The organism is Saccharicrinis aurantiacus, assembly GCF_001660705.2.
Classification (GTDB): Bacteria; Bacteroidota; Bacteroidia; order Bacteroidales; family Marinilabiliaceae; genus Saccharicrinis; species Saccharicrinis aurantiacus.
Window position 1 is genome coordinate 1 of record NZ_LYBV02000020.1, and the last position, 23,663, is coordinate 23,663.

At 35.1% G+C, this 23,663-nt stretch carries 15 protein-coding genes and 1 tRNA gene; 8 read left to right on the forward strand and 8 right to left on the reverse strand.

Annotation, left to right across the window (positions count from 1 at the left end; genetic code table 11):
* Positions 1–34 precede the first annotated feature (34 nt).
* Positions 35–108 (forward strand) — tRNA-Met (locus A8B35_RS07320).
* A gap of 136 nt (positions 109–244) precedes the next feature.
* Here the strand turns inward: A8B35_RS07320 and A8B35_RS07325 are convergent.
* Positions 245–2,401 carry an elongation factor G gene (locus A8B35_RS07325; RefSeq protein WP_068471969.1) on the reverse strand — a complete coding sequence of 719 codons (2,157 nt, stop codon included), beginning with the start codon at positions 2,399–2,401 and terminating at the stop codon, positions 245–247.
* 401 nt (positions 2,402–2,802) lie between these two features.
* Between A8B35_RS07325 and A8B35_RS07330 the strand changes: the two genes are divergently transcribed.
* From A8B35_RS07330 to A8B35_RS07345, 4 genes are all read left to right on the forward strand, one after another.
* Positions 2,803–3,177, forward strand: coding sequence for a DUF190 domain-containing protein (locus A8B35_RS07330; RefSeq protein WP_068471971.1), 375 nt, complete (start codon positions 2,803–2,805; stop codon positions 3,175–3,177).
* 89 nt (positions 3,178–3,266) lie between these two features.
* Positions 3,267–4,871: an alkaline phosphatase family protein gene (locus A8B35_RS07335; protein WP_075602643.1), complete on the forward strand. Its 1,605-nt coding sequence runs from the start codon at positions 3,267–3,269 to the stop codon at positions 4,869–4,871.
* A 191-nt stretch (positions 4,872–5,062) separates the two neighbouring features.
* A complete protein-coding gene (locus A8B35_RS07340; protein ID WP_075602644.1) occupies positions 5,063–5,305 on the forward strand; it encodes a Nif11 family protein in 243 nt (80 codons plus the stop codon).
* A gap of 28 nt (positions 5,306–5,333) precedes the next feature.
* Positions 5,334–5,642, forward strand: a complete 309-nt coding sequence (locus tag A8B35_RS07345) for a hypothetical protein (RefSeq protein ID WP_068471977.1) — start codon at positions 5,334–5,336, stop codon at positions 5,640–5,642.
* Positions 5,643–5,706: 64 nt separating this feature from the next.
* Here A8B35_RS07345 and A8B35_RS07350 read toward each other — a convergent pair whose 3' ends face one another.
* The 4 genes from A8B35_RS07350 to A8B35_RS07365 form a co-directional block, all read right to left on the reverse strand.
* Positions 5,707–7,050, reverse strand: coding sequence for a deoxyguanosinetriphosphate triphosphohydrolase (locus A8B35_RS07350; RefSeq protein WP_068471979.1), 1,344 nt, complete (start codon positions 7,048–7,050; stop codon positions 5,707–5,709).
* 120 nt (positions 7,051–7,170) lie between these two features.
* The gene (locus tag A8B35_RS07355) at positions 7,171–7,971 is read right to left on the reverse strand and encodes a T9SS type A sorting domain-containing protein (protein WP_068471981.1); all 801 of its coding nucleotides are present in this window, start codon (positions 7,969–7,971) and stop codon (positions 7,171–7,173) included.
* A 107-nt stretch (positions 7,972–8,078) separates the two neighbouring features.
* Positions 8,079–12,866 carry an Ig-like domain-containing protein gene (locus tag A8B35_RS07360; protein WP_068471983.1) on the reverse strand — a complete coding sequence of 1,596 codons (4,788 nt, stop codon included), beginning with the start codon at positions 12,864–12,866 and terminating at the stop codon, positions 8,079–8,081.
* 392 nt (positions 12,867–13,258) lie between these two features.
* Positions 13,259–14,002, reverse strand: a complete 744-nt coding sequence (locus tag A8B35_RS07365; RefSeq protein WP_245820775.1) for a M48 family metallopeptidase — start codon at positions 14,000–14,002, stop codon at positions 13,259–13,261.
* Between the two features lie 130 nt (positions 14,003–14,132).
* Here A8B35_RS07365 and A8B35_RS07370 point away from each other — a divergent pair, with 130 nt between their 5' ends.
* From A8B35_RS07370 to A8B35_RS07380, 3 genes are all read left to right on the forward strand, one after another.
* Positions 14,133–16,583, forward strand: a complete 2,451-nt coding sequence (locus A8B35_RS07370; RefSeq protein WP_068471986.1) for a CoA-disulfide reductase — start codon at positions 14,133–14,135, stop codon at positions 16,581–16,583.
* 407 nt (positions 16,584–16,990) lie between these two features.
* Positions 16,991–18,793 (forward strand): MXAN_6640 family putative metalloprotease, encoded by a 1,803-nt coding sequence (locus A8B35_RS07375; RefSeq protein WP_068471988.1) that lies wholly within the window; start codon positions 16,991–16,993, stop codon positions 18,791–18,793.
* Between the two features lie 50 nt (positions 18,794–18,843).
* Positions 18,844–19,302, forward strand: a complete 459-nt coding sequence (locus A8B35_RS07380; RefSeq protein WP_068471990.1) for a DUF6438 domain-containing protein — start codon at positions 18,844–18,846, stop codon at positions 19,300–19,302.
* A gap of 62 nt (positions 19,303–19,364) precedes the next feature.
* Here A8B35_RS07380 and A8B35_RS07385 read toward each other — a convergent pair whose 3' ends face one another.
* The 3 genes from A8B35_RS07385 to A8B35_RS07395 form a co-directional block, all read right to left on the reverse strand.
* The gene (locus A8B35_RS07385; protein ID WP_068471992.1) at positions 19,365–20,135 is read right to left on the reverse strand and encodes a TIGR00266 family protein; all 771 of its coding nucleotides are present in this window, start codon (positions 20,133–20,135) and stop codon (positions 19,365–19,367) included.
* A gap of 402 nt (positions 20,136–20,537) precedes the next feature.
* Positions 20,538–21,785: a gliding motility-associated C-terminal domain-containing protein gene (locus tag A8B35_RS07390; protein ID WP_068471994.1), complete on the reverse strand. Its 1,248-nt coding sequence runs from the start codon at positions 21,783–21,785 to the stop codon at positions 20,538–20,540.
* A gap of 82 nt (positions 21,786–21,867) precedes the next feature.
* The gene (locus tag A8B35_RS07395) at positions 21,868–23,478 is read right to left on the reverse strand and encodes a helix-turn-helix transcriptional regulator (protein ID WP_068471996.1); all 1,611 of its coding nucleotides are present in this window, start codon (positions 23,476–23,478) and stop codon (positions 21,868–21,870) included.
* Positions 23,479–23,663 lie beyond the last annotated feature (185 nt).

Here is a 23,663-nt window from a genome sequence, read left to right on the forward strand (position 1 = left end):
TTACTTGATGCTTTTTACTTGATACTAAAAAAATGCCGAGGTAGCTCAGCTGGTTAGAGCGCATGATTCATAATCATGAGGTCGGCGGTTCAAGCCCGCCTCTCGGTACATAGAATACATCAATAATGGTAAAGCCTCACAGATACTCTGTGAGGCTTTTTTTGATTAAAAAAAGGCCCTAAGATAATATCATCCTAGGGCCCAAATTATACTTATTGTTATTTGATCTTACACAGATTCAGATTTAAGCTTCTTCTAGCTCCTTTTCATAGCTTTTTAAGAGCTCTTGCTGCACATCATGAGGTATAATGTCATATTTAGCAAATTTAAGTGTAAAATGAGCTCTTCCACCTGAAATAGAACTTAGTGAGGTTGAGTACTTATCCATTTCCTTTAGAGGAACTTTAGCTGTAATTACTTCAAAGCCTTTTTCACTACTCATACCTTCTATTATGGCTCGCCTACCTTGTAGGTCACTCATAACATCTCCCATTCTATCTGAAGGTACTTTAACCACTACTTCGTATATAGGTTCAAGTATTTTTGGACCTGCGGTTTTAAATGCTGCACTGAAGGCATTTCTGCCTGCTAGTTTAAACGAAATTTCATTTGAGTCTACTGCATGCATTTTACCATCATATACGCAAACTCTAATGTCACGCGCATATGACCCGGTTAACGGACCTTCTTCCATTTTCTCCATGATGCCTTTCATTATCGCTGGTAAGAAACGGGCATCTATTGCGCCACCAACAATACAGTTATAGAAAACCAATTTACCACCCCAAGGAAGCTCAACTTCCTCTTTACCTCGAATAGGCATTTTAAACTCATGCCCATTAAACTTATAGGTTGATGGTTCTGGCATTCCCTCAGTATAAGGCTCAATTACCATGTGTACCTCACCAAATTGTCCTGAACCACCAGATTGTTTTTTATGACGGTAATCTGCTTGTTCTGCTTTTGTGATGGTTTCGCGATAAGGAATTTTTGGACGCTCAAAACCAATGTTTATTTTGTCGTTGTGTTCAATTCTCCACTTTAGTGTATTTAAATGGAATTCACCTTGACCAAATACTAATATCTGTTTCAATTCTTTTGAATATTCAACTATAATTGTAGGATCTTCTTCGTGCATACGGTGAAGAACTTCTCCCAGTTTCTCATCGTCACTATCGTTTATAGGAAATATTGCTGTTCTGTATTTATAATCTGGATAGTGAATTGCCTCAAAAGCGAATTTGCAACCTTTTTCGTTAAGCGTATCGTTCGTTTTTGTTTCTTTTAGCTTTACAGTAGCCCCTATATCTCCTGCCACAAGTTCTGTAATTTTATGTCTATTATGACCAGCAACGCAGAATAATTGCGACAAACGCTCTTTTGTATCTTTCGTCATGTTTATAAGGTCAGAACCTTCCTTTACAGTACCTGAAATTACTTTGAAGAAAGAAACTTCACCTAAGTGTGGTTCTATACTCGTTTTAAATACAAAAACAGAAGCTGGTCCATTAGGATCTGGGTTTACCTCTACTAAGTCCTTAGTTATGGGTTTTGGCATTTCAGATACATAGGGAACGATGTTTCCTAAAAACTCCATCATGCGTCTAACACCCATATCTTTTTCTGCTGAAACACAAAAAACGGGATATAAATCCAATGCCAATAGCCCTTTATGAATGCCGCTTCTCATTTGATCTTCATCGAGAGTTCCTTTATCAAAGAATAGTTCCATCAAATCTTCATCATTCTCAGCGGCAGCCTCAACTAAAGTATTATGTAATTCGTTGGCTTTATCTTTTTCACTGTCAGGTATGTCAAGTATTTGAGGTTCGCCACCATCAGGTCCCCACTGATACATTTTCATTTTAAGTACATCAATCAAAGCATCAAAGCCATTACCAACTGTAATAGGGTATTGTACTATCACTACCTTACCTCCGAAACTATCTTTAGCTTGATCAATTGTTTGTTCAAAATTTGCCTTTTCGTGATCTAGTTTATTTACTATAAATATTACTGGTTTTTTGTATTCTTCAGTATATCTGAAAAGGTTTTGTGTTCCTACTTCAACGCCATGGGAAGCGTCTAAAACCATTAATGCAGTATCTGTAACATTAAGAGAAGTAATGGCTCCTGTTACGAAATCATCAGAGCCAGGGGTATCTATAAAATTAATCTTCTTCCCTAACCATTCTGTAAACATCACTGATGAGAATACTGAGTAACCGTATTCGTGTTCAACAGGATGGTAATCTGATACTGTGGTTTTACTTCCGATATCACCTCTACGGTTGATAACACCACCCTCAAATAACATAGCTTCGGCGAGGGTGGTTTTACCCGAGCCTGAACTTCCGAGAAGGGCTATGTTCTTGATCTCATTTGCTTGATATACCTTCATAAAACTAAATTTAATAGGCTTTCTCAATTACAAATAAGTCGATGACGCATAGCCAAAGGAAGGCTTTTAAGAGCAGTGTTGCGGCAGGAGTATTTGTTGAAGTGAGAGAACCATAAGTTAATAAATAAGGGATTTTATACTCCTAAGCCTAGTTTATAAATGAATTGGATATGACTAAGATTAAGGAGTGTTTCAAATTTAACAAAATTTAAGAAATTATCAAGTGATCAGTGTTTTGATTTACAACATTTTGCTTGTTTGTAAACATTATAAATTAGGTAACCAACTTATTCAAATTTTCAGATATAATAGGGTATTGAATGTGATAATTATTAGTTGTAATTTACCTAATGAGAGATTAACCTAGAAATGAATTTTTAATGCAACTAAAAGGCTAGGGTATGGTGTTAGAAGGAAATGAGAAGAAGTTGAAAATTATAATCTCTGAGTCAGAAGTAATTTATCAGAGAAATTTATATGAAGCCATAATATTTGCTGCTAAAAAGTATACTATGGCAGGTGTAACTGCAACAAAAGGATTTTTGGGATTTGGTGCTGATGGCCCAAAAAATGGAAATAGAGGCATAAATTTTAAAACTGAACCTCCAATTACTATTGAAATTGTAGATAGAGAAGAGCGTATAGAAGATTTTTCAAAGGTTGTATCTAGCTTATTAGATAAGGCCAATGCTTCAGGTATTGTTTATATTGAATCCGTAAATGTTGTATGTTTCAGGAAACAAGAGGATGCAAAGACTTCAGCAAATCACATCTAGCATCTAAGCTTACGCAAATATTTTATCGCACTTATTTCTTGTTGTTGATTTGAGTGTTAAGCTTATATTTGCGTAAACATTTTTTTCATATGATGCGTAACAAGCTTGTTTTACTATTTCTTTTAGTCGGAGTCAATATATTCGCTCAAACCACTTCTGTAAAAGTAGCTCCTAAATTGGTGTTATTTATTAATATTAATGAGTTACAAACGGATCATTTTTTAGCCTTAAAACATAAGTTTGGTAAAAACGGTTTTAATCGTTTATTAGATGAAGGAACCCTATATACTAATGCACAATATGGTACATTTTCTTCTTTTCATGGATCTAAACGAAGCACTTTACTCACCGGAGCTTACCCTTCCGACCATGGTATAATTAGCGATAAGTGGTATAATCGTTATGGAAAGGATTCTGAATCAGCTTTTCAATTTACAGGAACCGATAATATTGCCCATCCCGATTCTGGTGATTTTTCATCCAGTAAGAATAAACTAGCTACTATTTGTGATGAGTTGGAACTGTTTACCCGAAATCAATCAAAGATTGCCTCTATAGGTATTAACCCTGCTGATGTTGTTTTTAATACAGGACATAAATACTCTAATATGTTTTGGTTTGATAGAACAACAGGGGAGATGATTACTCAAGGTAAAGATACATTGCCCGAGTGGGCTAATAAATACAACTCGCATGGTTTTCCTGCAAAGAATATAAATAACTTGTGGGGGCCATCAACCGATATAAGATCCTACCATGAGTATTTAGGAGATCATAAAACTGAAATAAGACACTTTTTATATCAGCTCAAACAAGAAGGGAATACACCATTTGATCGTTTCTCAGGCTCACCTGAAATAAATACTGTTTTGAGAGACTTTTCTGTAGCCATGCTATTAAATGAAGCTTATGGTAAAGATGAATATACAGATTTTGTAAGCATCAATTTTACTTGTAAACCCAAGGTGTTAAAAGGTTCTAAGAATTCCTTATTATGTGCTGAACAAGAAGATATGTTACTGCGTTTGGATCAAGAAATTGCATCACTCTTAAAAGTGATTGAATCACAAATAGGTACAGAGCATACCCTAATTATGCTAACGTCAACGCCTAGCCAGCGTTACATGCCAGAGCAGATGAAAGCCCAGGGAATGGAAGGCGGTTCTTTTAACGGTAAAAAGATATCGGCTTTATTAAATTTATATCTTATGGCTCTACATGGCCAAGGAAAGTGGGTATTGGGGTATCATGATAGGCAGTTTTATTTAAATCATGATTTGATAAAGAAAGAAGGTTTAAAGTCGTCAGATCTGCGCGATGAAGCGTCTGAATTTTTATTAGATGTTGCAGGTATAGATAAAACGATCTCAGGAAGTTTATTAAGGACAAATACCTACACCCACGGTTTGTTTAAAGAGATGCAAGATTCTTATGCTTATAACAGATCAGGTGATATAATGATATCCTTATTATCTGGCTGGAGCGAAGAAGTTGACCTGAGTGGGCAGAAAGTAGAATCAATAAATCATAACATAAAAGTACCGCTAATTTTTTGGGGCAGTGATATTAAGCATGGTGCAATTTATCGTAAAGTTGAGATGGTTGATGTAGCTGCTACATTATCTGCACTAATGCAAATTCCTATTTCAGAAGGTAATATTGGCGAACCTCTTCACGAAGTACTTTCTCATTAGCTATCTGATAAATATTCCAATTTTCCTTTTAAGTTTATGCAGGGGCATAGATATTGTTTTATAATAATATGTAATCGCTAATAAATGAGAAATCTAATGTTTATGGGGCTTCAGGACTAGTAAGTGCACCACATAAATGTAGATTCAATTCTTTTTTATAACAATTATGTAGGATCTTAAAACGAATGCTTATGTCGATACAAAACGCGAAAAAATTTATTCAGTCCGTTCAAACAGATAGTGTTTTTAGAAGCGAACTTTATAAAGTAGATGGATTAGATGGCCTCAATACCTTTATTACAAAAAAGGATTTGCCATTTTCTGAAACAGACTTTGAGGAGGCGCATAGCATGATGATGTTTAAATGTCAGTTTGCTGAAGAACACGATGAATTGGAAAATACAGTTAACTTAATCAAGTTAATTGCAATGTAGAATTGGTAATACTATAAACTTTTATGCTATGAATTACAGACCGCTTGGATATGTTATGGAGATTTTAGAATCGGTGGGTTTACCGGTTTCTTATAGCTACGATGATTTAGTTTTTGTTGAGAATAATAGTGTTTTGGTGCGCTTTAACGATGAAGATGCGAAACAATTATTTTTCTATTTCAATAAAGATTTGGATACAAATGTAGCCACCTCAATAGAGCCACTTTTATTAGAGGCAGCCTACGAAAAAGGATATACTTTTATCAACTCAGGTAGATATGATATTCGCGAAAAAGATAAGGATAACGAAGAATTAGAAGTAGTATTTCTGAACTAAGGGGATATAAAAAAGAACGTTCCAAAAGAAGGGCAATTCAAAATTTGGAACGTTCTTTTATTTTCTAGAATCGTTTATCGGCTAAGCCTATACCATTTATTTTACGGTATAAATCGAGGGCATAAATATCTGTCATACCACTTATATAGTCTAAAACAGATTGCAATTTTTCGTAGGTTGTGGCATCTTCAGCAACCGTAAATTGCTCAGGAATAAATGCCAATAACATTTTTGATAAGGTGTCTTTGGGTGTTAAGATAGCCTGAGAGAATTCGTGTAATAATGAGCCAAGTATTTTAAAGCCAGATATTTCTATTTCCACAACAGAAGGATGCCTATATATTTTCTCAAGTGAAATTTTCTCACAATACTTCATGGCATCTTTGGTACAACCGCTTAAATGATCTGTTAGGCCTTTCTCAAATTCTCCATTCATTATTAAATTATAATTTTCTTTGAAAATTTGCGTACATCTATTAACCAGTTTGCCAATAACAGCTGCTCTTATTGTGGCAATTTGTTCGTTAATATCGCTTACCTCTATACAAGCAGTTTCAATTTTTTGGCAAGTACTAGCATCTTCAGGTTCCTTGAGGAAGGCCATGAGGATATTTTTAGTTTCTTCAGTACTTAATATTTTAAGCTTATGCGCATCTTCAACATCCATTACACCATAACAGATATCATCAGCTGCTTCAACTAAATAAACCAAGGGATGGCGACAATAGACATCAGGTTCCTTTTCAATGATGCCTAACTCTGCCGCTACTTTTTTAAACATCTGTTTTTCCGACTGGAAGAATCCATATTTCTTTTTATCACTAAGGCCTGATGCATAAGGATACTTAACTATTGAAGCTACAGAGCTATAGGTAAGAGAAAAACCACCTTTTCGTCGGCCATTAAATTGATGCGTTAAAATGCGGAATGCATTTGAGTTTCCTTCAAAATCGGTTAAATCATTCCATTGAGCATCAGAAATATCATATTCGGCTTTTAAGTTCTTGCCTTCGCCACTTTTAAAATAATGAGAAAGTGCAGTTTCACCAGAATGGCCAAATGGAGGATTTCCCATATCGTGAGCTAAACATGCCGTAGCTACAATAGAGCCAATTTCGTTAATAAGTTCATTTTTTTCTCCGTATTCATGGAGTAAATATTCACTAATATTGTGTCCCAAAGAGCGTCCGACACTGGCTACCTCTAAACTATGTGTTAGTCGGTTGTGCACAAAAATACTTCCCGGTAACGGAAATACTTGAGTTTTATCTTGCAAACGACGAAATGGAGAAGAGAAAATTAAACGGTCATAATCGCGCTGAAACTGTGTTCTTTGGTGTTTTATATCTGAAACTCTATCTTCTTGACCTGTTCGTTTAGTCGATAGTAATTGATCCCAATTCATCATGTAAATGTTGCTTTTTGTGCTTTGTAAAAATAGTAGATTTATTGCTACAAGAACGCATAAGAAGCACAAAAAAAGAGGACACATACTTGTGCCCTCCGCATATAATATAAATTCGAGCGGTTATTTTTTTACCACTCTTTGAACTTGCGTTCCATTTTTTACAATATAAACCCCATTGGGTTGGTCAGAGATGTCGATAGTTACTTTTGTTGAAATAGCCTCCTGTGTTTTTACCAAATGGCCAGAAGTGTTATAGATATTTATACTGCTATTACTATTAACATTACTGATGTTTATGATATCATTTACAGGGTTTGGATATATTACAAGTTCTTCATCTTTTGTGATATTAACATCCGTACTTGTTGTTTCAGATATATTTATTGAAGATATATACAATTGCGGATTCCCAGTAACTCGGTACACACCTGCTCCAAACGTCATGGTCTCGCTTGTTGCTGTTATCATTATGCTATAGTCAGTCCAAGAACCATGATCAGCTACAACTTCTTCATCTTCAACTGTTACATTCGGAATATTTGTATTATTAGTTTCCCAAGCATACATTGCCATCTTGATATTTGGGTTTTGAACCATTGCATTTATTTTAAGTTCGTAGGTTTTGCCTATTGTTAAGCCGCTAAGCGAATAGGCAAACCAAGCACTTTTATAAAGTGTTGGAACAATACGAAGACCAGGAAGTGTTGCATAAGCTGATGCTTTATACTGTAGTGTTGCACCGTTATCTTCAGAGCTTGCAAGGGTGAACCCTGATGGCAAAGCATCGTCCATTGTGTAAGTTTTTTCAAGTGTCCAACCGTCAGTTCCTTCTGCAGACCATGCTTGATTAAGTAATGAGGTTTGAGCATTTACAGAAAGTGCTACGAAGCTTAGTAGAATTAATAATGTAGAAGTTTTCATAAAATTATTGATTTTTGAGATTAATAATCGTTGATAAAAAGTTCATCTCAGCGCTTTATTTATTCTTGTATGGAGAATATAAAGGCTGAAATGAACTATAAAGGATCTTAGTTTTTAATAAAACTGATACGTTGAGTCTCTGATCCAGAGAGTTTAAGAATGTACATTCCTTTTGGAAGAGCACTTAAATTGATTCGTGCTGTTCCGTTTCTATTTGTTATGTCCTCGTTTAAGATAAGCTGACCTGTGTACGAGAATATCTCAAGTAATTGGAATATGTTCGGATTTTCGATGAAGATATTTAAGTCTGACTTAGTAGGATTTGGGAATATTTTCACCAAGTTTTTATCCTCAGTAGATAAATTCGTACTGATGTAATCACCAATTCTTACTAATTCAATTTTATCTAAATTCCATTGCCAATCGCTACCCGATGCTTCAATTTTGAAGGTGTGTAAACCAACAGATAATTGAGCAGTTGATGATGCTACAATTGGAACATAGGTATCCCATTCTCCTGTACCATTATTCGGAATATTATCAGTACAAATAAAGGCACCATCAACATAGGCAGTTATATTTCCATCGGGTGTTGGGCACGAAATATAATAGGTGATTTTATACGTTCCTGATTCTGCAATATTAAAATTATACTCTGCCCAGTCGCCATTATTTACATGATTTATACCAACTCCAGGGTTTAGATTGACTCCTCCATCTTTTCCATCGGCATAGTCGCCACCATCAGCAATAAAATCTTCAGCTTCAATTACAATTGGGTCAGATAGTTCACCAACGGTAACGTTACAAGATGCGCTTAGATCTGTGTTCTCAGTTGAAGTAGCAGTTATAATTGTTGTTCCTTCAGCTAGTCCTGTAATTACACCATTAACTATACTCACTATTCCATCAACAGAACTGCTCCAAGTTACACTAGTGCTCGAAGCACCGTTAACAGTAATTGTGGGAACAAGTGTTTCCTGATTACCGATGGCTAAATGAAGAAATGAAGTGTTTAATACCATTTTGTCAAAAGGTACACCTACATATTCTAGTTTAAATTTATCAAGGTTCCATTGCCAATCTGAAGTACCCGCCGCATTTAACCTGATGGTTTGTAAACCTTCGCTAAGGCTTACTTTTGTCGTCATCTTGTAATCAGTAAAACTATCCCATGTAGTTGAGGTAAGCTTTACGCTACCTTGGCTTACACCTTCAAGTAATAACTCTATTACACCATCAGCAACCGCTGTGGCAGCCACAAAGGTTACTTCGTATTCTCCTGCTATGGGAGCAATCACATCATACTCTAAATAATCACCTTTCTGAACATTGTTAATGGCTATCCCATTGGTAAAAGTATATTTACCAATGTCGCCAACAGCACCTCCCATAGCTGCCCAATCTTCTGCTTCAATTATTAAAGTTGGCTCAACATTAACAATACATGTTGCAAGTACAGTTTCGTCCTCCACGGATTTGGCCGTAATTGTAGTACTGCCTAAATTAGCATTAGCACTTAATTCTCCATTTGCATCAATAGAGGCAATATTTGGGTTGCTCGATATCCAAGTAAGCCTTTTTAAAGATTCGGGTAAAGTACTTGGGGTATAATCTGCAGTAAATGTATAGTTTGCATTAGGAAAGACACTGATTTCACTCGGTATCATTATTGACTTAGGACCTTGTGTAAATGAACTTACAGCATTAAGTGTAACGGCATCCGATTTGTTTCCATCTTCAGAGCTTACTGTAATTGTAAATTCACCTTCAGTGTGTGCTGTAACTGTTCCATCTGTAGCAATAGATGCAATGGTAGGAGCGCTTGAAGTCCATGTAACGTTCTTATTAAATGCACCTGATGGTTCAATTACAAAGCTTAGTATTGGACTATCGCCATTAATTTCTACTTGATTGAAAACTTCATTTAGTAAAATGCTTTCAACATGAATAATGTCCAAGATTTCAAGATTAGTATTCGTTTCATAAATGCTGTTTTCTCCATCTTTTAGAACCGCTCTTAGCGAATAGTTAGTTCCTATGGCTGGAACACTTGCTAAAGAAAGATTTATTTTAATGTCTGTTTTTCCAAGAGCATTAATATTTGCTGTTTGAGATGCGAGTATAGTTGTCCCATCTTGAATTAACTCAATACTTAGCGAACGAACTCCATTTACATTTACAGGAACATTGATGGTATAATTATCATTACCAACCAATTGATTAGGCAGTGCATCTGAATAAATCGTTTCTTCACCAACAATGCCAACATTTACAGTAATTGATTCTGTAAAAATAGCATCTCCATTATGCTCATCAGCAATGCTAGCTGTTACTATTGCAGATTCACCAATTACCTTGCCTAATACTTTTCCTGTTACAGGATCAACCTCCACAATATCATTATCTGAAGAACTCCAAATTACAGCTTGAGCAGTTGCATCAACAGGAAGGATACTTGCGTGTAAAGGCGTAGTTACATAGTAATCGACCTCTATGGCATTACCTTCGTTAATAGTAATCCCAGTTATCGGAGTACTAAAATATGGTTTGGTATCTACTGTAATAGTAGCTTCCTTATTACCATTATTACTAATTGCTTTAATAACTGTTGATCCGCTTGAGCTTATTGCTGTAACTACGCCCTGTTCATCAACTGTTGCAATATCAGTATCATTCGATTCCCAAGTGATTTTCTTATTCGTAGCATTCTCAGGCGTAAAAGTAAGTGCCAGTGATTCAGTTTGATTTTGCATAAGTGATATATTAGCAGGCAAAGAAATTCCTGTTAATGAAACACCATCATTGTTCACAGAACGCATTGGGTCTGTTGTAAAATTGAAAACTTGCAACATTACAGTAGTGTAGGTTACATTGTTGCCAAATTGGCAGGTAATTGTATTGTTTTCTTGTAAATACTCTTTAGGCACATCTATTTCATACACACCAAACCAATAGTTTCTGCCAGGGTTATCTTCACCTCTCCAATCAAGATCTAAATCTGAGCTAAAACTAGGGTTTGAGTGCAATACATTACCGTTAATGGTAATTGAACCTGGTATTTTACCACTATCCCAAAACTTACCACCAATTCTTATAACTGCTTCAGCTGCTCCGCTAGGAACAATTACATTGTTAACTTGTGCGCTTAAGTCTGTTCGACCATCCACAACCTTTCTGAAAACATCTCCACCCGTTGGCGTATTTCCTGTTCCAAATCGTTCACACATATATTTTACTTCCTTCATTTCATCGGTAATTGAAACCGAATTTTCAAAAGTATAATCTAAAATAATGGTTGCATCTCCATTAAGAACAATTGAACCTGGTGCTGTTTTATATTCAGATACATCGTATATAGCTTCTCCATGTGTACCTAATGATTCATTGAAGTATAGGTTTTTTACATTTACACTTTTGATGGTATTTGTACCTCCTCCAAACAGATTTAAATCTATTGTTTCGGCCTGAGAATGAAGATTATTTAAAATTAAATACACATGGTTACCATTGATATATGCATCAACCTGAACATCTCTATCTGATGATTTGGTCTCTACTCTTGTGCCATCAACATCACTCCACTGTTTATACCATAATAGAAAATCTGTCCATTGCCAATCTCCATTTTCATCTTTATCAAGGAGGGTAGACGGGTATCTTTTGGTTAGATTCCCATCGGCATCATATTCATCACCCCACTCTGCTTTTACAGGAGCAAAAGGCATGGTTAAGGTAATATGAGAAGGGCGTTCTAAAAACTGCATAAACATAGAATTAAAAGGCTTTAGGTTTTCCCAAGCTCTACGTTTAGGACTTACTTCATCAAGGTAACCTGATACAGAACCAAATTCTGAGACAATGAGTTCTTTAGGAGCACCTAACTTGTAGTTATCGTACCACTCAATCATATCAAGAGCAGCTTCAACATTAGGGCCTGCGCGGTTAATGCTATTAGAGGCTTTGGGCCAATCATAAAGGTGAATACTCCAGAAGTCCATGGTAGGGCAGGCATCCATAAACCCTTGAAATAATACATCCCATTGAAACCAATCGTTTTTATAGTATGGTTCTAGGGAAGTATTTACAGCATCAGGATCTATTCCCCAACCTAAGACCTTCTCAACCGATTGTCTGCCTATGCCATCACCCTTCTCAAAATCGTGTTGTCCCCAGGTCATCCCTCCAACTTTAGGAGCTTTTTCACCTAAACGTTCGTCTAAGGCTTTTTTCACTAAATTGTGATATTCCCAAATATGCTCATAGCTTGAGAATAGCAATTTACCAGTCATAAATTCCATGTCAATTTCATTTACAACTTCCCAATAAGTAGGTAGTGGCTCTCCTGGTTGCCCCATGTACTTTCTGAATGCATAGTCTAAATATAGTTCTACCCATTCTGAAGAGGTTTCAACATTTTTAGGTTGCCATCCACTCCATGTGGATCCATTATCATACCACGATAGGGTTGGATATAATGGATGTGGGTTAGTACCCATAATCATGGCTCCTTTGGTTTCATATTGATGCGCTATAGTTTTCTTTGCATATTCATCCTTTAGCCAGCTTCCAAAACCTTTAAACCATAAAGAATCAACATGGTTTCTGTTGTTCTCATCTTCTTCAGATGCTTGAAACTTCCATGTTGAGGAACCATTATCCCTGCCGAAGTACACATCTAAATCATTAATAAAGTAATCTAGTTTATCTTCTTCACCAATCCAGTCAATTTCGGTAGGTGTTGAGTGTACGGTGATGTGTCGTTCTCGACCAAAATCGGAAACGCCGTTTACAGAATGTTTAATGTTTAGATTAACATCAACATTCACCTGTGCAATCATATGCGCCATTGTTATGGACATAACAGCACTAAGTAATAATTTTTTAATTTTCATGATTTCGATTTATTAGTAGATTAACATACTAAATGTATCGATCTATTGTTCAGGCTTTAAGGGGTGTTGTGTTTCAAGTGTGGGTTTATTCGATAACTTGTAACTATAGGGGTTGATATGATAACCAACCGTGATAATATATTAGATTACCGAAATCTAGACTTTAAGGTGTCAGAAATATATTTGATTAAACAGATTATACAATAACATAGTTGGCGCAGTAGCTGCATTATGTTCATCTAACCCTATTGTATTTATATTACTTATATGTAGTAGTATAACTTGTTTTTTCTCATGGTTATATTGAGGAGCATTATTTTAAATACCCCCGACTAAATTTTCATATAATGATGAGATGTAACTCATTTATGTATAGCGGAGTATTAATACGCTTAATAGATTACCGTTCTATAGTGCTTCATTTCTTTATCTAGTACTTTTGCTTTGCCATTGGTTACTTTATCCAATAAAGCCCAAAATCTAGGTCCGTGGTTTTTTTCAACAGTGTGGCAGAGCTCATGTAAAATTACGCTATCAATTAAATTGTTGGGTAAGCGCATTAAATGTAAATTTAAATTGATGTTATTAACATTAGAACAGCTTCCCCAACGCGATTTTAAATTCTTAATAAATACCTTCCGATAACTGAAGCCATGGATTTCAGCCAACTGATGCAAACGTTTTGGCAGATAGTTTTTCGCATACATACGCATAGCTTCTTCTATTCCGTATCTAATATTTTCTTGAATAATAGGCGATTTAACATTCTGATTTTGTGGGTAATAGATTGCGAGTATCCCATTCTTTAATTGCAATTTTACTTGGCTCAGGGCCGATTTTTTAATTAGTACAGAGAAGTCACGTGTTTTAAATTGAGTGTGCTCATCAAAAATGGTCAAATCGCTTTCCTTTTCTTTAACCTTAATCATATTCTGCTTGATCCATGCTGCATTATCATGCACAAATTGTAAGGCTTCTTTTGGGTGCATGTGTTTGGGCACAATTACCTTCACCCCCTCAAAAGGTTTAAGTTTTATCGATAGGCGTTTCGCTCTATTGCTTACCTCAAATAATACAGGACCTACATCCTTTATATTAACCATCTCCATAGCTGCAAAATAAATAAAACTAATCAAGTAAACTTATTTGTTCTGAAAATATTATTATATCTAGAAAGGTAGATAATTAATTATTTCTATATTTGCACATCAATACATATTTAGATGTGTTGATGAATAGTTTGAACAATAGAAAAATATTATATAAATGAAGTACATTATTGTAGGAGGTGTTGCTGGAGGAGCTACCACAGCTGCGCGTTTGCGAAGAGTTGATGAAGAGGCAGAAATAATTATGCTCGAAAAAGGGCCACATATTTCTTATGCCAATTGTGGATTACCTTATTATATTGGAGGTGTAATAAAAGATAGGGATAAACTACTGGTACAAACACCAGAAAGTTTTAATGCCCGGTTTAATATTGATATCCGCACATTTTCTATGCTTACTTCAATTAATACTGAAGCTAAAAGTATTCAAGTGAAAAAGATGCAAACAGGAGAAGTGTACACTGAAACCTACGATAAGTTAATTCTATCCCCAGGAGCTTCGGCTGTAAAGCCTCCAATACCAGGTATTCATTCAGATAATATTTTTACGCTACGTAATGTTGAGGATACTGATAAAATAAAAGCTTTTGTTGATGATGAAGAACCCAAAACAGCTGTAGTTGTAGGTGCCGGATTCATTGGTTTAGAAATGGCTGAGAACCTGCATCACGTTGGTGTTGATGTTACTGTTGTGGAAGCATCAAGCCAGGTTATGAATATGATGGATAGTGAAATCGCCGCTCCACTTCATCAGCATTTTAAAGAGAAAAGTGTAGCCTTATTTTTAGAGGACGCTGTTAAAGAGTTTAAACAAGTTGGAAACATCGTTGAAGTTCACTTAGCTAGTGAGCGTATTATTAAAGCCGATTTTATTATTCTTTCCATTGGGGTTAAGCCAGATGCTAGTATTGCAAAAGAAGCCGGACTAAAAATAGGAGAAACTGGTGGTATTTGGGTTGATGAATATTTACAAGCTTCTCATAAAGATATTTACGCGCTTGGCGATGCCATAGAGTTTCCACATCCAATTACTAATAAACCAAGTTTAGCATTTTTAGCTGGGCCTGCTAATAAGCAAGGACGAATTTTGGCCGATAATATGGTTTATGGTCATAATAGATCTTATAAGGGTTCAATAGGAACAGCTATTGCTAAAGTATTTGATATGACTGCCGGTATTACTGGTATGACGCATCGAGGTCTTAAAGCAGCCGGAATTAAACATGAGAGTACTATTGTAAATGCAGGTTCGCATGCAGGTTACTATCCTGGCTCTATGCAAATGATTCTTAAAATTAGTTTCGATCCAGATAATGGAAAATTACTTGGAGGTCAGATAGTAGGTTATAAGGGAGTTGATAAACGCCTTGATTTATTGGCTACTACCATTAAAAATGGCGGAACAATTTACGATCTACAAGAAATTGAGCATGCTTATGCACCACCTTTTAGTTCAGCAAAAGATCCGGTAAACCAAGCTGGATATAATGCAGAGAATATTATGAAGGGCTTATTTAAACCGTTATCCCCATTTCAGTTTAAAAAGCGTAGTGCTAAAGATTCTTTTGTTTTAGATGTTCGAACAGCTACAGAATATGAAATTGATACCATTGATGGAGCAGTGAATATTGATGTTGATGAGATAAGAGATAATTTAAATAAGATTCCGAAGGATAAAAAAATAATGATCTATTGTGGGGTTGGATTACGAGGTTATGTTGCCGCGAGAATTCTTCGTCAACATGGTTATGAGGATGTTTACAATTTATCAGGAGGATTAAAAGTTTATAAACAAACCATGGCAGAACAATCTAATCCAATATTTTTTGAGCCCGTACTTACGGAAGTAGAAACAGAAGCACCTATTAAAATAGATACCAAATTATTACAAGTAGATGCTTGTGGTTTGCAATGTCCAGGGCCAATTTTAAAACTTAAAGATACCATTGATACAATGGAAGATGGCGACCAGATGGAGGTAGTCGCTACCGATCCTGGTTTTTATAGTGATGTTGAATCATGGTGTAAGGTTACTGGAAATGAATTAGTAAAGCGCGAAAATAAATCGGGCGAAATAACAGCCGTTATCAAAAAGCAGAAGAAATCAGTGGCTCCAAACGGAGCAGCGCCTTCTAAATTGGATCACAAAACAATGGTTGTTTTTAGCGATGATTTAGATAGAGCCCTTGCTTCATTTGTTATTGCCAACGGAGCTGCCAGTATGGGTAAAAAGGTTACCATGTTTTTTACTTTTTGGGGATTAAATGTGATTAAGAATCCTGATAAACCAAAAGTAAAAAAGGATATGATGGGCAGTATGTTTAGTAAAATGATGCCAGGGCATGCAGGCAGACTAAACCTATCCAATATGAATATGGCAGGTATGGGCCGTCGTATGATGAAACTGCGCATGAAGGATAAAAATGTAGATGCCCTTGAAACCATGATTGATAAAGCTAGAGAAAGTGGTATTAACATGATCGCTTGTCAAATGAGTATGGATATTATGGGTGTAGATAAAAAAGAATTAATAAGTGGTGTGAAAATTGGTGGAGTAGCTAATTATTTAGAAGAAGCCGAACAATCTAATTTGAATTTATTTATATAGAGTTTATAGGGACTGAAAGTTAACTTTAACAATATCATTATAATTTTTGTATTGTCTATTGATACCTCACATCAAAACTTGATGTGAGGTATTTGTGTAAATAGAGTAACTCCTCGTTTAAATCCACATTAGTATTATAAAATTTGTTATGCTTAATTTTTTTGTTTCACTCATAGTAATAACCATAGACCTCCTTGCTTTCAAGCCTTATTTTATAGGGTCTTTAATGCATATAACGAAGCTCCAATTCAGAATACGTGCTTAACAAAGCAGTGAGCTTTAGTATTATAATTGTGAGAATTAATGCATTATTTTCGATTTTCCTTTATATAATTGTATCCATAAATCATTATTGTAAGTATACAAGAATGAATTTGTATTAACCTAAATAATAAATAACTCTAATCATGAAGACAACACTTACACTTTTACTACTATTAATTAGTATTGTACATACACAATCTTATGCTCAGGATATTGAATTTTCAAATCAATTAGTAGAACGTTACAATAAGCATTTAAATAATGCACAACTAAAGAGTACAGAACAACAAAGTAAACTTTGGTTAACCCCACTGCTGAAAGAAGCTCAATTAAATTGGGATAAACTTACACCTAAAGCACAAGAAGTCTTCTCGGTTTATAATAATGCACCTAGTTTTAGTGGAACAGAACTTACCTTTGAATCTGGTATTTTTACGTTTCATTATACAATAGATAGTGATGACCCTAGTGAGGATGTGGATCCTACAGATGATGACGATAATGGAGTGCCAGATTATATTGATAACATGGCTTCTGTTTTTGTTGATAAAGTGTTTGATGAATACCATAGCACAATGACTTATACAGTACCTCCCAATGTAGATATTGCTAATGGTACAGGAACCTATCATGTATATGTTAGCGGAAAAGCGGCAGGAGAGTGGGTTTATGGCTATGTATCTTCAGGAGATAAATATACAGATAACCACAATTCAATAGATATTGTAGAGCGGTATTCTTATGGTAGTCATATGGTAATGCGTAACAATTATCAAGGTTTTGGAAATACTGCTACTCAGGAAGAAAATGCGCTTAAGGTAACCGCAGCTCATGAGTATATGCATGCTATTCAGTTTGGTATTGCAGCAACTATGGATGGATGGTTCTTTGAAGCTTGTGCCGCATGGTCTGAAGAAGTTGTTTATCCTGGTATAGATGATAATTTTCAATACATGCCATTTATTTTCTTCTCAACTGATGTTGCCTTAAATTATGAAAATGGTGAGGATCCTGATGATGATACATATGATGGACATTGGTACGGATCATGGTTATTTATTCAGTATTTGTCAGAGCAATTTGGTAACGAAATAGTGAAGAGTATTTACAATACAAGTATAAATTATTATACTTTGAATGCTATTGATATAGAGCTTTCAACAAATTACTCTACCTCGTTGAAAGAAATGTTTATAAAATTCCATGTGGCAAATGCTGTATTAAAAGATAATGCAGATTTTTCACCTTATAATTATAGCAGAGCAGGTGATTATTACTCTTATTTAGCATATTATTCTGGATATTCATTTGCTTCAAAGGCATACGAAAATGGAGCAAATTATCTTAATTTCTCAGGGCAAGAAATAGAATGGATTAGCAACGTTGATGGTAACAATCAATTAATGCGTTTGAGTGCCGACTATTTTAGCCTAGTGGCATCAAAGCCTTTCAAAGTAAAACTGAAGGCTTCAAGTAGTCTCGATAATATGCAATTGGTATTGGTTAAGATACATTATGGGGCCGACCCACAAAAGATAGAGGTGGTTTATGCTGATGAATATAATGAAGTGATTGTAAACGATTACGATTCATGGCAAGGATTTTTTCCTTTGGTGATTCGTATTGATGAGGAGGTAGAAACAATTGAACCATTTAATTATTCTCTGGTAATTAATAGTGATTTACAAAGTTTAGTAAAGTACAATGAGAATTCGGAGATAAAAATTGCGCCTAATCCTATTAATAATTTATTGAATGTATACGGCACAAAAACAACAGATGTAGTTGTTAGTCTTACAAACATGACAGGTGTTGAAGTGCTTCGTAGTAGCCTTATGGATAATAGTATTAATGTTTCAGATTTAAGCAACGGAATGTACTTTTTGTCAGTTTTTGAAAACAGTCAATTGGTAAGCATCAAAAAGGTTATTATCTCACATCATTAAAATCTGCAGATGAAATTACCATCTGACCAATGAATAATAAATTTTAATCAATGAAACACTTAATATATTTATTAGCACTACTGACTGTTCTGATATCAGCTTGTCAAACTACAAAACAAACTGCAGTTAAAAGTAATGAGGTAGTAATTAAGTTATCTAAGTCGCCAGGAAGAAGTATTAACCCTTCATACAGTCTTGAGTTGTATCCTGATGGAAAAGCCGTTTTAAACGGACGAAAGAATATGGAACAGCTAGGGAATCACTCAAAGAATATTGGATTAGAAAGAGTAGACCTTCTAATCAAAGCTTTTGAAAAGGCGAAGTTCTTTGATTTTGAAGATGAATATACAGCAATGATTACTGATTTACCTACTACGTATATCACATACACCTCAAAAGGCGTAAGTAAAAGAATTCGAGATTATCATGGGGCACCCGAAGAATTAAAAGCTCTTGAAAAGCTGCTTGAAGATATTGTAGCCGAAGGAAATTGGCAAAAAATGGAATAATTAAAAAGCTCCAATATGCAAGTGTTCATATTGGAGCTTTTTATTTATATACTATTTGAATATTAACTTTCAAGTAGTGTGTTTAATAAACCACCACTACTTTCTTTTCCTCTATTTCCGCCAGTAGGTGCTATCTGAGCTATTAATTTACGAATTGGCATTGATTGTAGCCAAACCTTACCATGTCCTCTTAGAGTGGCTAAAAATAATCCTTCGCCACCAAATACCATCGATTTTAAGCCCCCAGCACGTTCTATATCAAAGTCAATTCCATCCTGAAAACCCACTACGCAACCAGTATCAACTCTTAAGGTATCACCTTTAAGTTCGTGTTCCACTATAGTGCCACCAGCATGTATAAATGCCATTCCATCACCCTCTAGTTTTTGCAATATAAAACCTTCGCCACCAAAGAAACCTGCAGTCAACTTACGGTTAAAGTGCATACTAATTTTGGTACCTAATGCAGCACATAAAAAAGCATCGCGCTGCACAATAATTTTCCGGTTCATATTTGCCAAATTTACTGGTATAATTGTTCCTGGATAAGGAGCCGCAAAAGCAACATGGCTTTTACCAATACCACGATGTGTAAAGTGCGTAATAAATATCGATTCACCAGTTATGGTTCGGGATACGGCAGAAAATAATTTTCCCATCATCCCCTGATCTGGTGCTGAACCATCGCCCATCTTGGTTTCAAACTGGATGCCTTCTTTCATGTACATCATTGCTCCAGCTTCAGCAATAACAGTTTCATTAGGATCTAATTCAATTTCTACAAACTGAATATCATGTCCTTTAATTTTGTAATCAATTTCGTGCGATTTCATTATTGTGAACTTTAAAAGTTTTTTCAAGAATTTTAATAGCGCTACACTCCTTAGTATATAACGTAAGTAGCCTTACTATTATACAAATTAAGTTATAAATTTTTATTTTTTTTCTGAATAGGCTTGCCATCGGAAAATTTATGTATTATCTTGTATATGAATTCTTTTTATAGATTAGGTTAAAGAAATGTGTTGCTTTTACATTCTATGTAAAAGTGTTTAGTTAGGTTTGGTTAAGTATAGGGGAGGAGTGGTTACCTCCCCTTTTTTTATGCCTAATAATTTCTTCTGTTTTTAGATAAAGTAACAAGAGTAGACCTTGGCATAATTATGACACTATAATGGAAGAAAGAATTTATAATTAAAACAAAGTATTAAGCTTCATTGATAATGTAGAGGTAATTATCTTATCAAGTGAATAGCGCCTTCTAGTTTCTTCTTTTCATCTTTATTAAAGCCTTCTGCAGTGATGTAATAAAAGTAAACGCCTTCTGATGCTTTGCGCCCTTTAATTTTTCCATTCCATCCTTCACCCGGATTATTGGTTTCATACACTTTGCGTCCCCATCTATTCAAGATAACCATTCTAAATTTTTCAATGGATTTGTATTGTACCAAGAAAATATCATGTGTGCCATCATCATTTGGAGTGAAAGCATTGGGTACTTCAATTGACATTTCAATTACTTTTATTTCAGTTCCACTGTATGTATCTGTGCAGCCTGTTGTTCTGTTTAGAATGCTTAGCCTTGCATTATAGGTTCCAGCTTCTGAGAAAACGTAATTGGGTTTAAGAATATCATAATCGGCTCCAATTTCGCCTTCAGGGCCCTCAATTTGCGTATTATAGTATACCCACTCTCTATCATCAATACTGCCTTTTGAGATATCTTCGAAATTTACTAAAACAGGAGCGGAGTAACTATCTGAACTACTTATCTCATTTTCATAATCTCTTTCAGAAACTGTCGCTTTGTATTCTGCCTTCACAGCAATCTCTTCAATTTCTATAGTATTACTGTTAAGCGTATAGAAATTGAATGCTTCAAGGTTTAATGCATAAGATGTTTTTTCAACCGGAGCAGGTAGTGCAGGGTTGGGCTCATCAACATTCTCAAAATCATCGTTGGGAGTTATGGTCCAATTGTAGGTGTATTCATATTCGAGGTTGATAGCCGCTGACGTAGTAATGTCGTAATAAGTTAGATTTTTTGAAACAATATCAGTTTTCATCCGCACATACTCACAACTTGTAGAAGTGGAATCAATATCTACTGATTCAATTACAGGAACAAATACCCAGCAATGGTGTGTTTCAGTTATTGTACCAGTTTCACCACCCTCAAGGATTTCTACTTTATAGCCGCCTTCTTCTATATCCTGATTATAAACAGGGCTATTATTGGAGTATTCCTCTTTCCAAACACCATTTGTATTCGTATACCAAACATAGGTGGGCACTGCTGGCGGGTTAATAGGGCTTACCGATATGACTCCTGCACTAAGATTGGAGTATAAAAAAACGGGATCTTGCGTAGGGTGTGTTGTGTATTTTGTTTCTGTTTCGCTATTGTTTCCTGTGGCTTGCATTTGCGCAGAAAGAAGTGCGGTAGAGAATAATAATATAGCAAGAAGAGTATATAATTTCATTGTTCTTTATTTCAAGCTTATAAATATAATTGTTAAAGATATTTATTTAAACGGAATGCATTTATAATAATTGTATTTCGTATTAAATTGACGAGATGTAACTGGTTAGATTGATACTTCTATCTAAATCCATTTTTTTACGCAAGCGATGCCGTGCTTTATGCACACTATCGGTTGAAATTCCCAATAGATGCGCCATTTCTTTTCCTGAGAAGTTTAATTTGATGAGGGCACATATCTTTAAATCACCATGACTTAGCTTTGGAAACTGTTCTTGTAGTTTGTCGTAAAAATCTTTATTCACAGCAATAAAACGCGTATTAAAATCATCCCACAAAGTATTTTCATTATGTTTTAATGCATTTAGTAGCACTTTTGATTCGCGATTGTCTTTTTGAGATTTCAGATACTCTCGCACAGTAATCATCATTTCCTCTTTCTCAATTAACTGTAATGTAGATGCGGTTAATTCCTTATTTTTTAATTCAAGTAGTTTTTCTGATTCCGTTTGCTTCTGTAAGTTAAGTTGTTTTTCTTTTTTGTGTTTTTTAGCCTGATATCTATTCCTAACAATTAGTCCTCCTATTATTAGCAATAGAAATACGGAATACAATATAGCCCTGAACATGATTATGGATTGACGGTTTTTGGCCAATTCTAAATTCTGCTTTATAATCTCATCATTCTTTTGATTGATATCTTCCATATACCTGCTGCGAATGGTAATGAAGTCATTGTTAGAAATCGCTTTTGTGCTAAAGTAGCGCTCGTTCATATTCTTGGATAATTGCAAATGGGTATATGCCTTTTGATATTGTTTTATTTGATAAAGTAATAGTGCATATTGTTCATGTATAAAAGGACTTAAGTCAATATGTTTTTTCTTTGTCTCTAATAATTGAAGCGCTCGCTCAAAATAATTGATGGATGCAGAATAGTTCTCTAGTTGTTTCTGTACAATACCTAAATACGTGTAAATGATTACCAAATACTCCTTGTCTGATATCTTTTTATCCGTCGGCTTAATTTCCTCAAACACTTTTTTTGCACTATTAAGTGGTATCAAGGCATCTTTGGGTTTATTTAAACTACTAAGGAGTATGCCTTTTTCCACATCTAAATACCCCATATTTACTGGGTTTGTATTAATGGTATCCGAAATAAGATAACAACTATCTAAATACACCAAGGCCTTGTCGTATTCCCTAAAATGCCTGTGAGAGAGGGTAACGCTAAAGTAGGCCGATACTAACCTATGCACGTTTAACTTATGCTTAGGCACTAATTCTTTATGTAATTCTAAAGCACGTTGCAAATAAAAGTTGGCATCGGTCTTTTGATATAGCATATAGTTGAGCACACCAAAAATTTGGCAAGCGCCGGCTAATAATACAGAATCCTTCAGTTCTTCGGCTAGGTATAATGCCTCGCCTGCATACTCAAAGGCAGAGCTGTAATTCTGCGTAGTTTGGTTATACTCACTCAGCTTTAATAGGGCTGTAATTTTTAAAGAATCGTTGCCTTGATTATCCGCAATTGTAAATGCTTTTTCTAAAGCTTGAAGTTCCGGACTCTTCTCTTTTGATACTTGCTCATGGTTTCTAATATCTGTTGAGGCTTGTCCTGATGTTAGTTGAGAGAATATAGTTGCTATTACTAGTATTAATATACTTCTGTATTCTTTAAGTGTCATATTATTAGATTCTTAATGATTTTCAAAAGTAAAACAAATATTTTATATGTCCTGTTAAAATACTGCTAAAAGTATCAGTTGTCCTGTTTTTGTCAGGCCTCGTTATTGTTTTATTTCGTTAATAAGCTCTAAAATTGCAGAAGTATTATTACAAAGATTAACATTCACATCAATCATATTTTAAA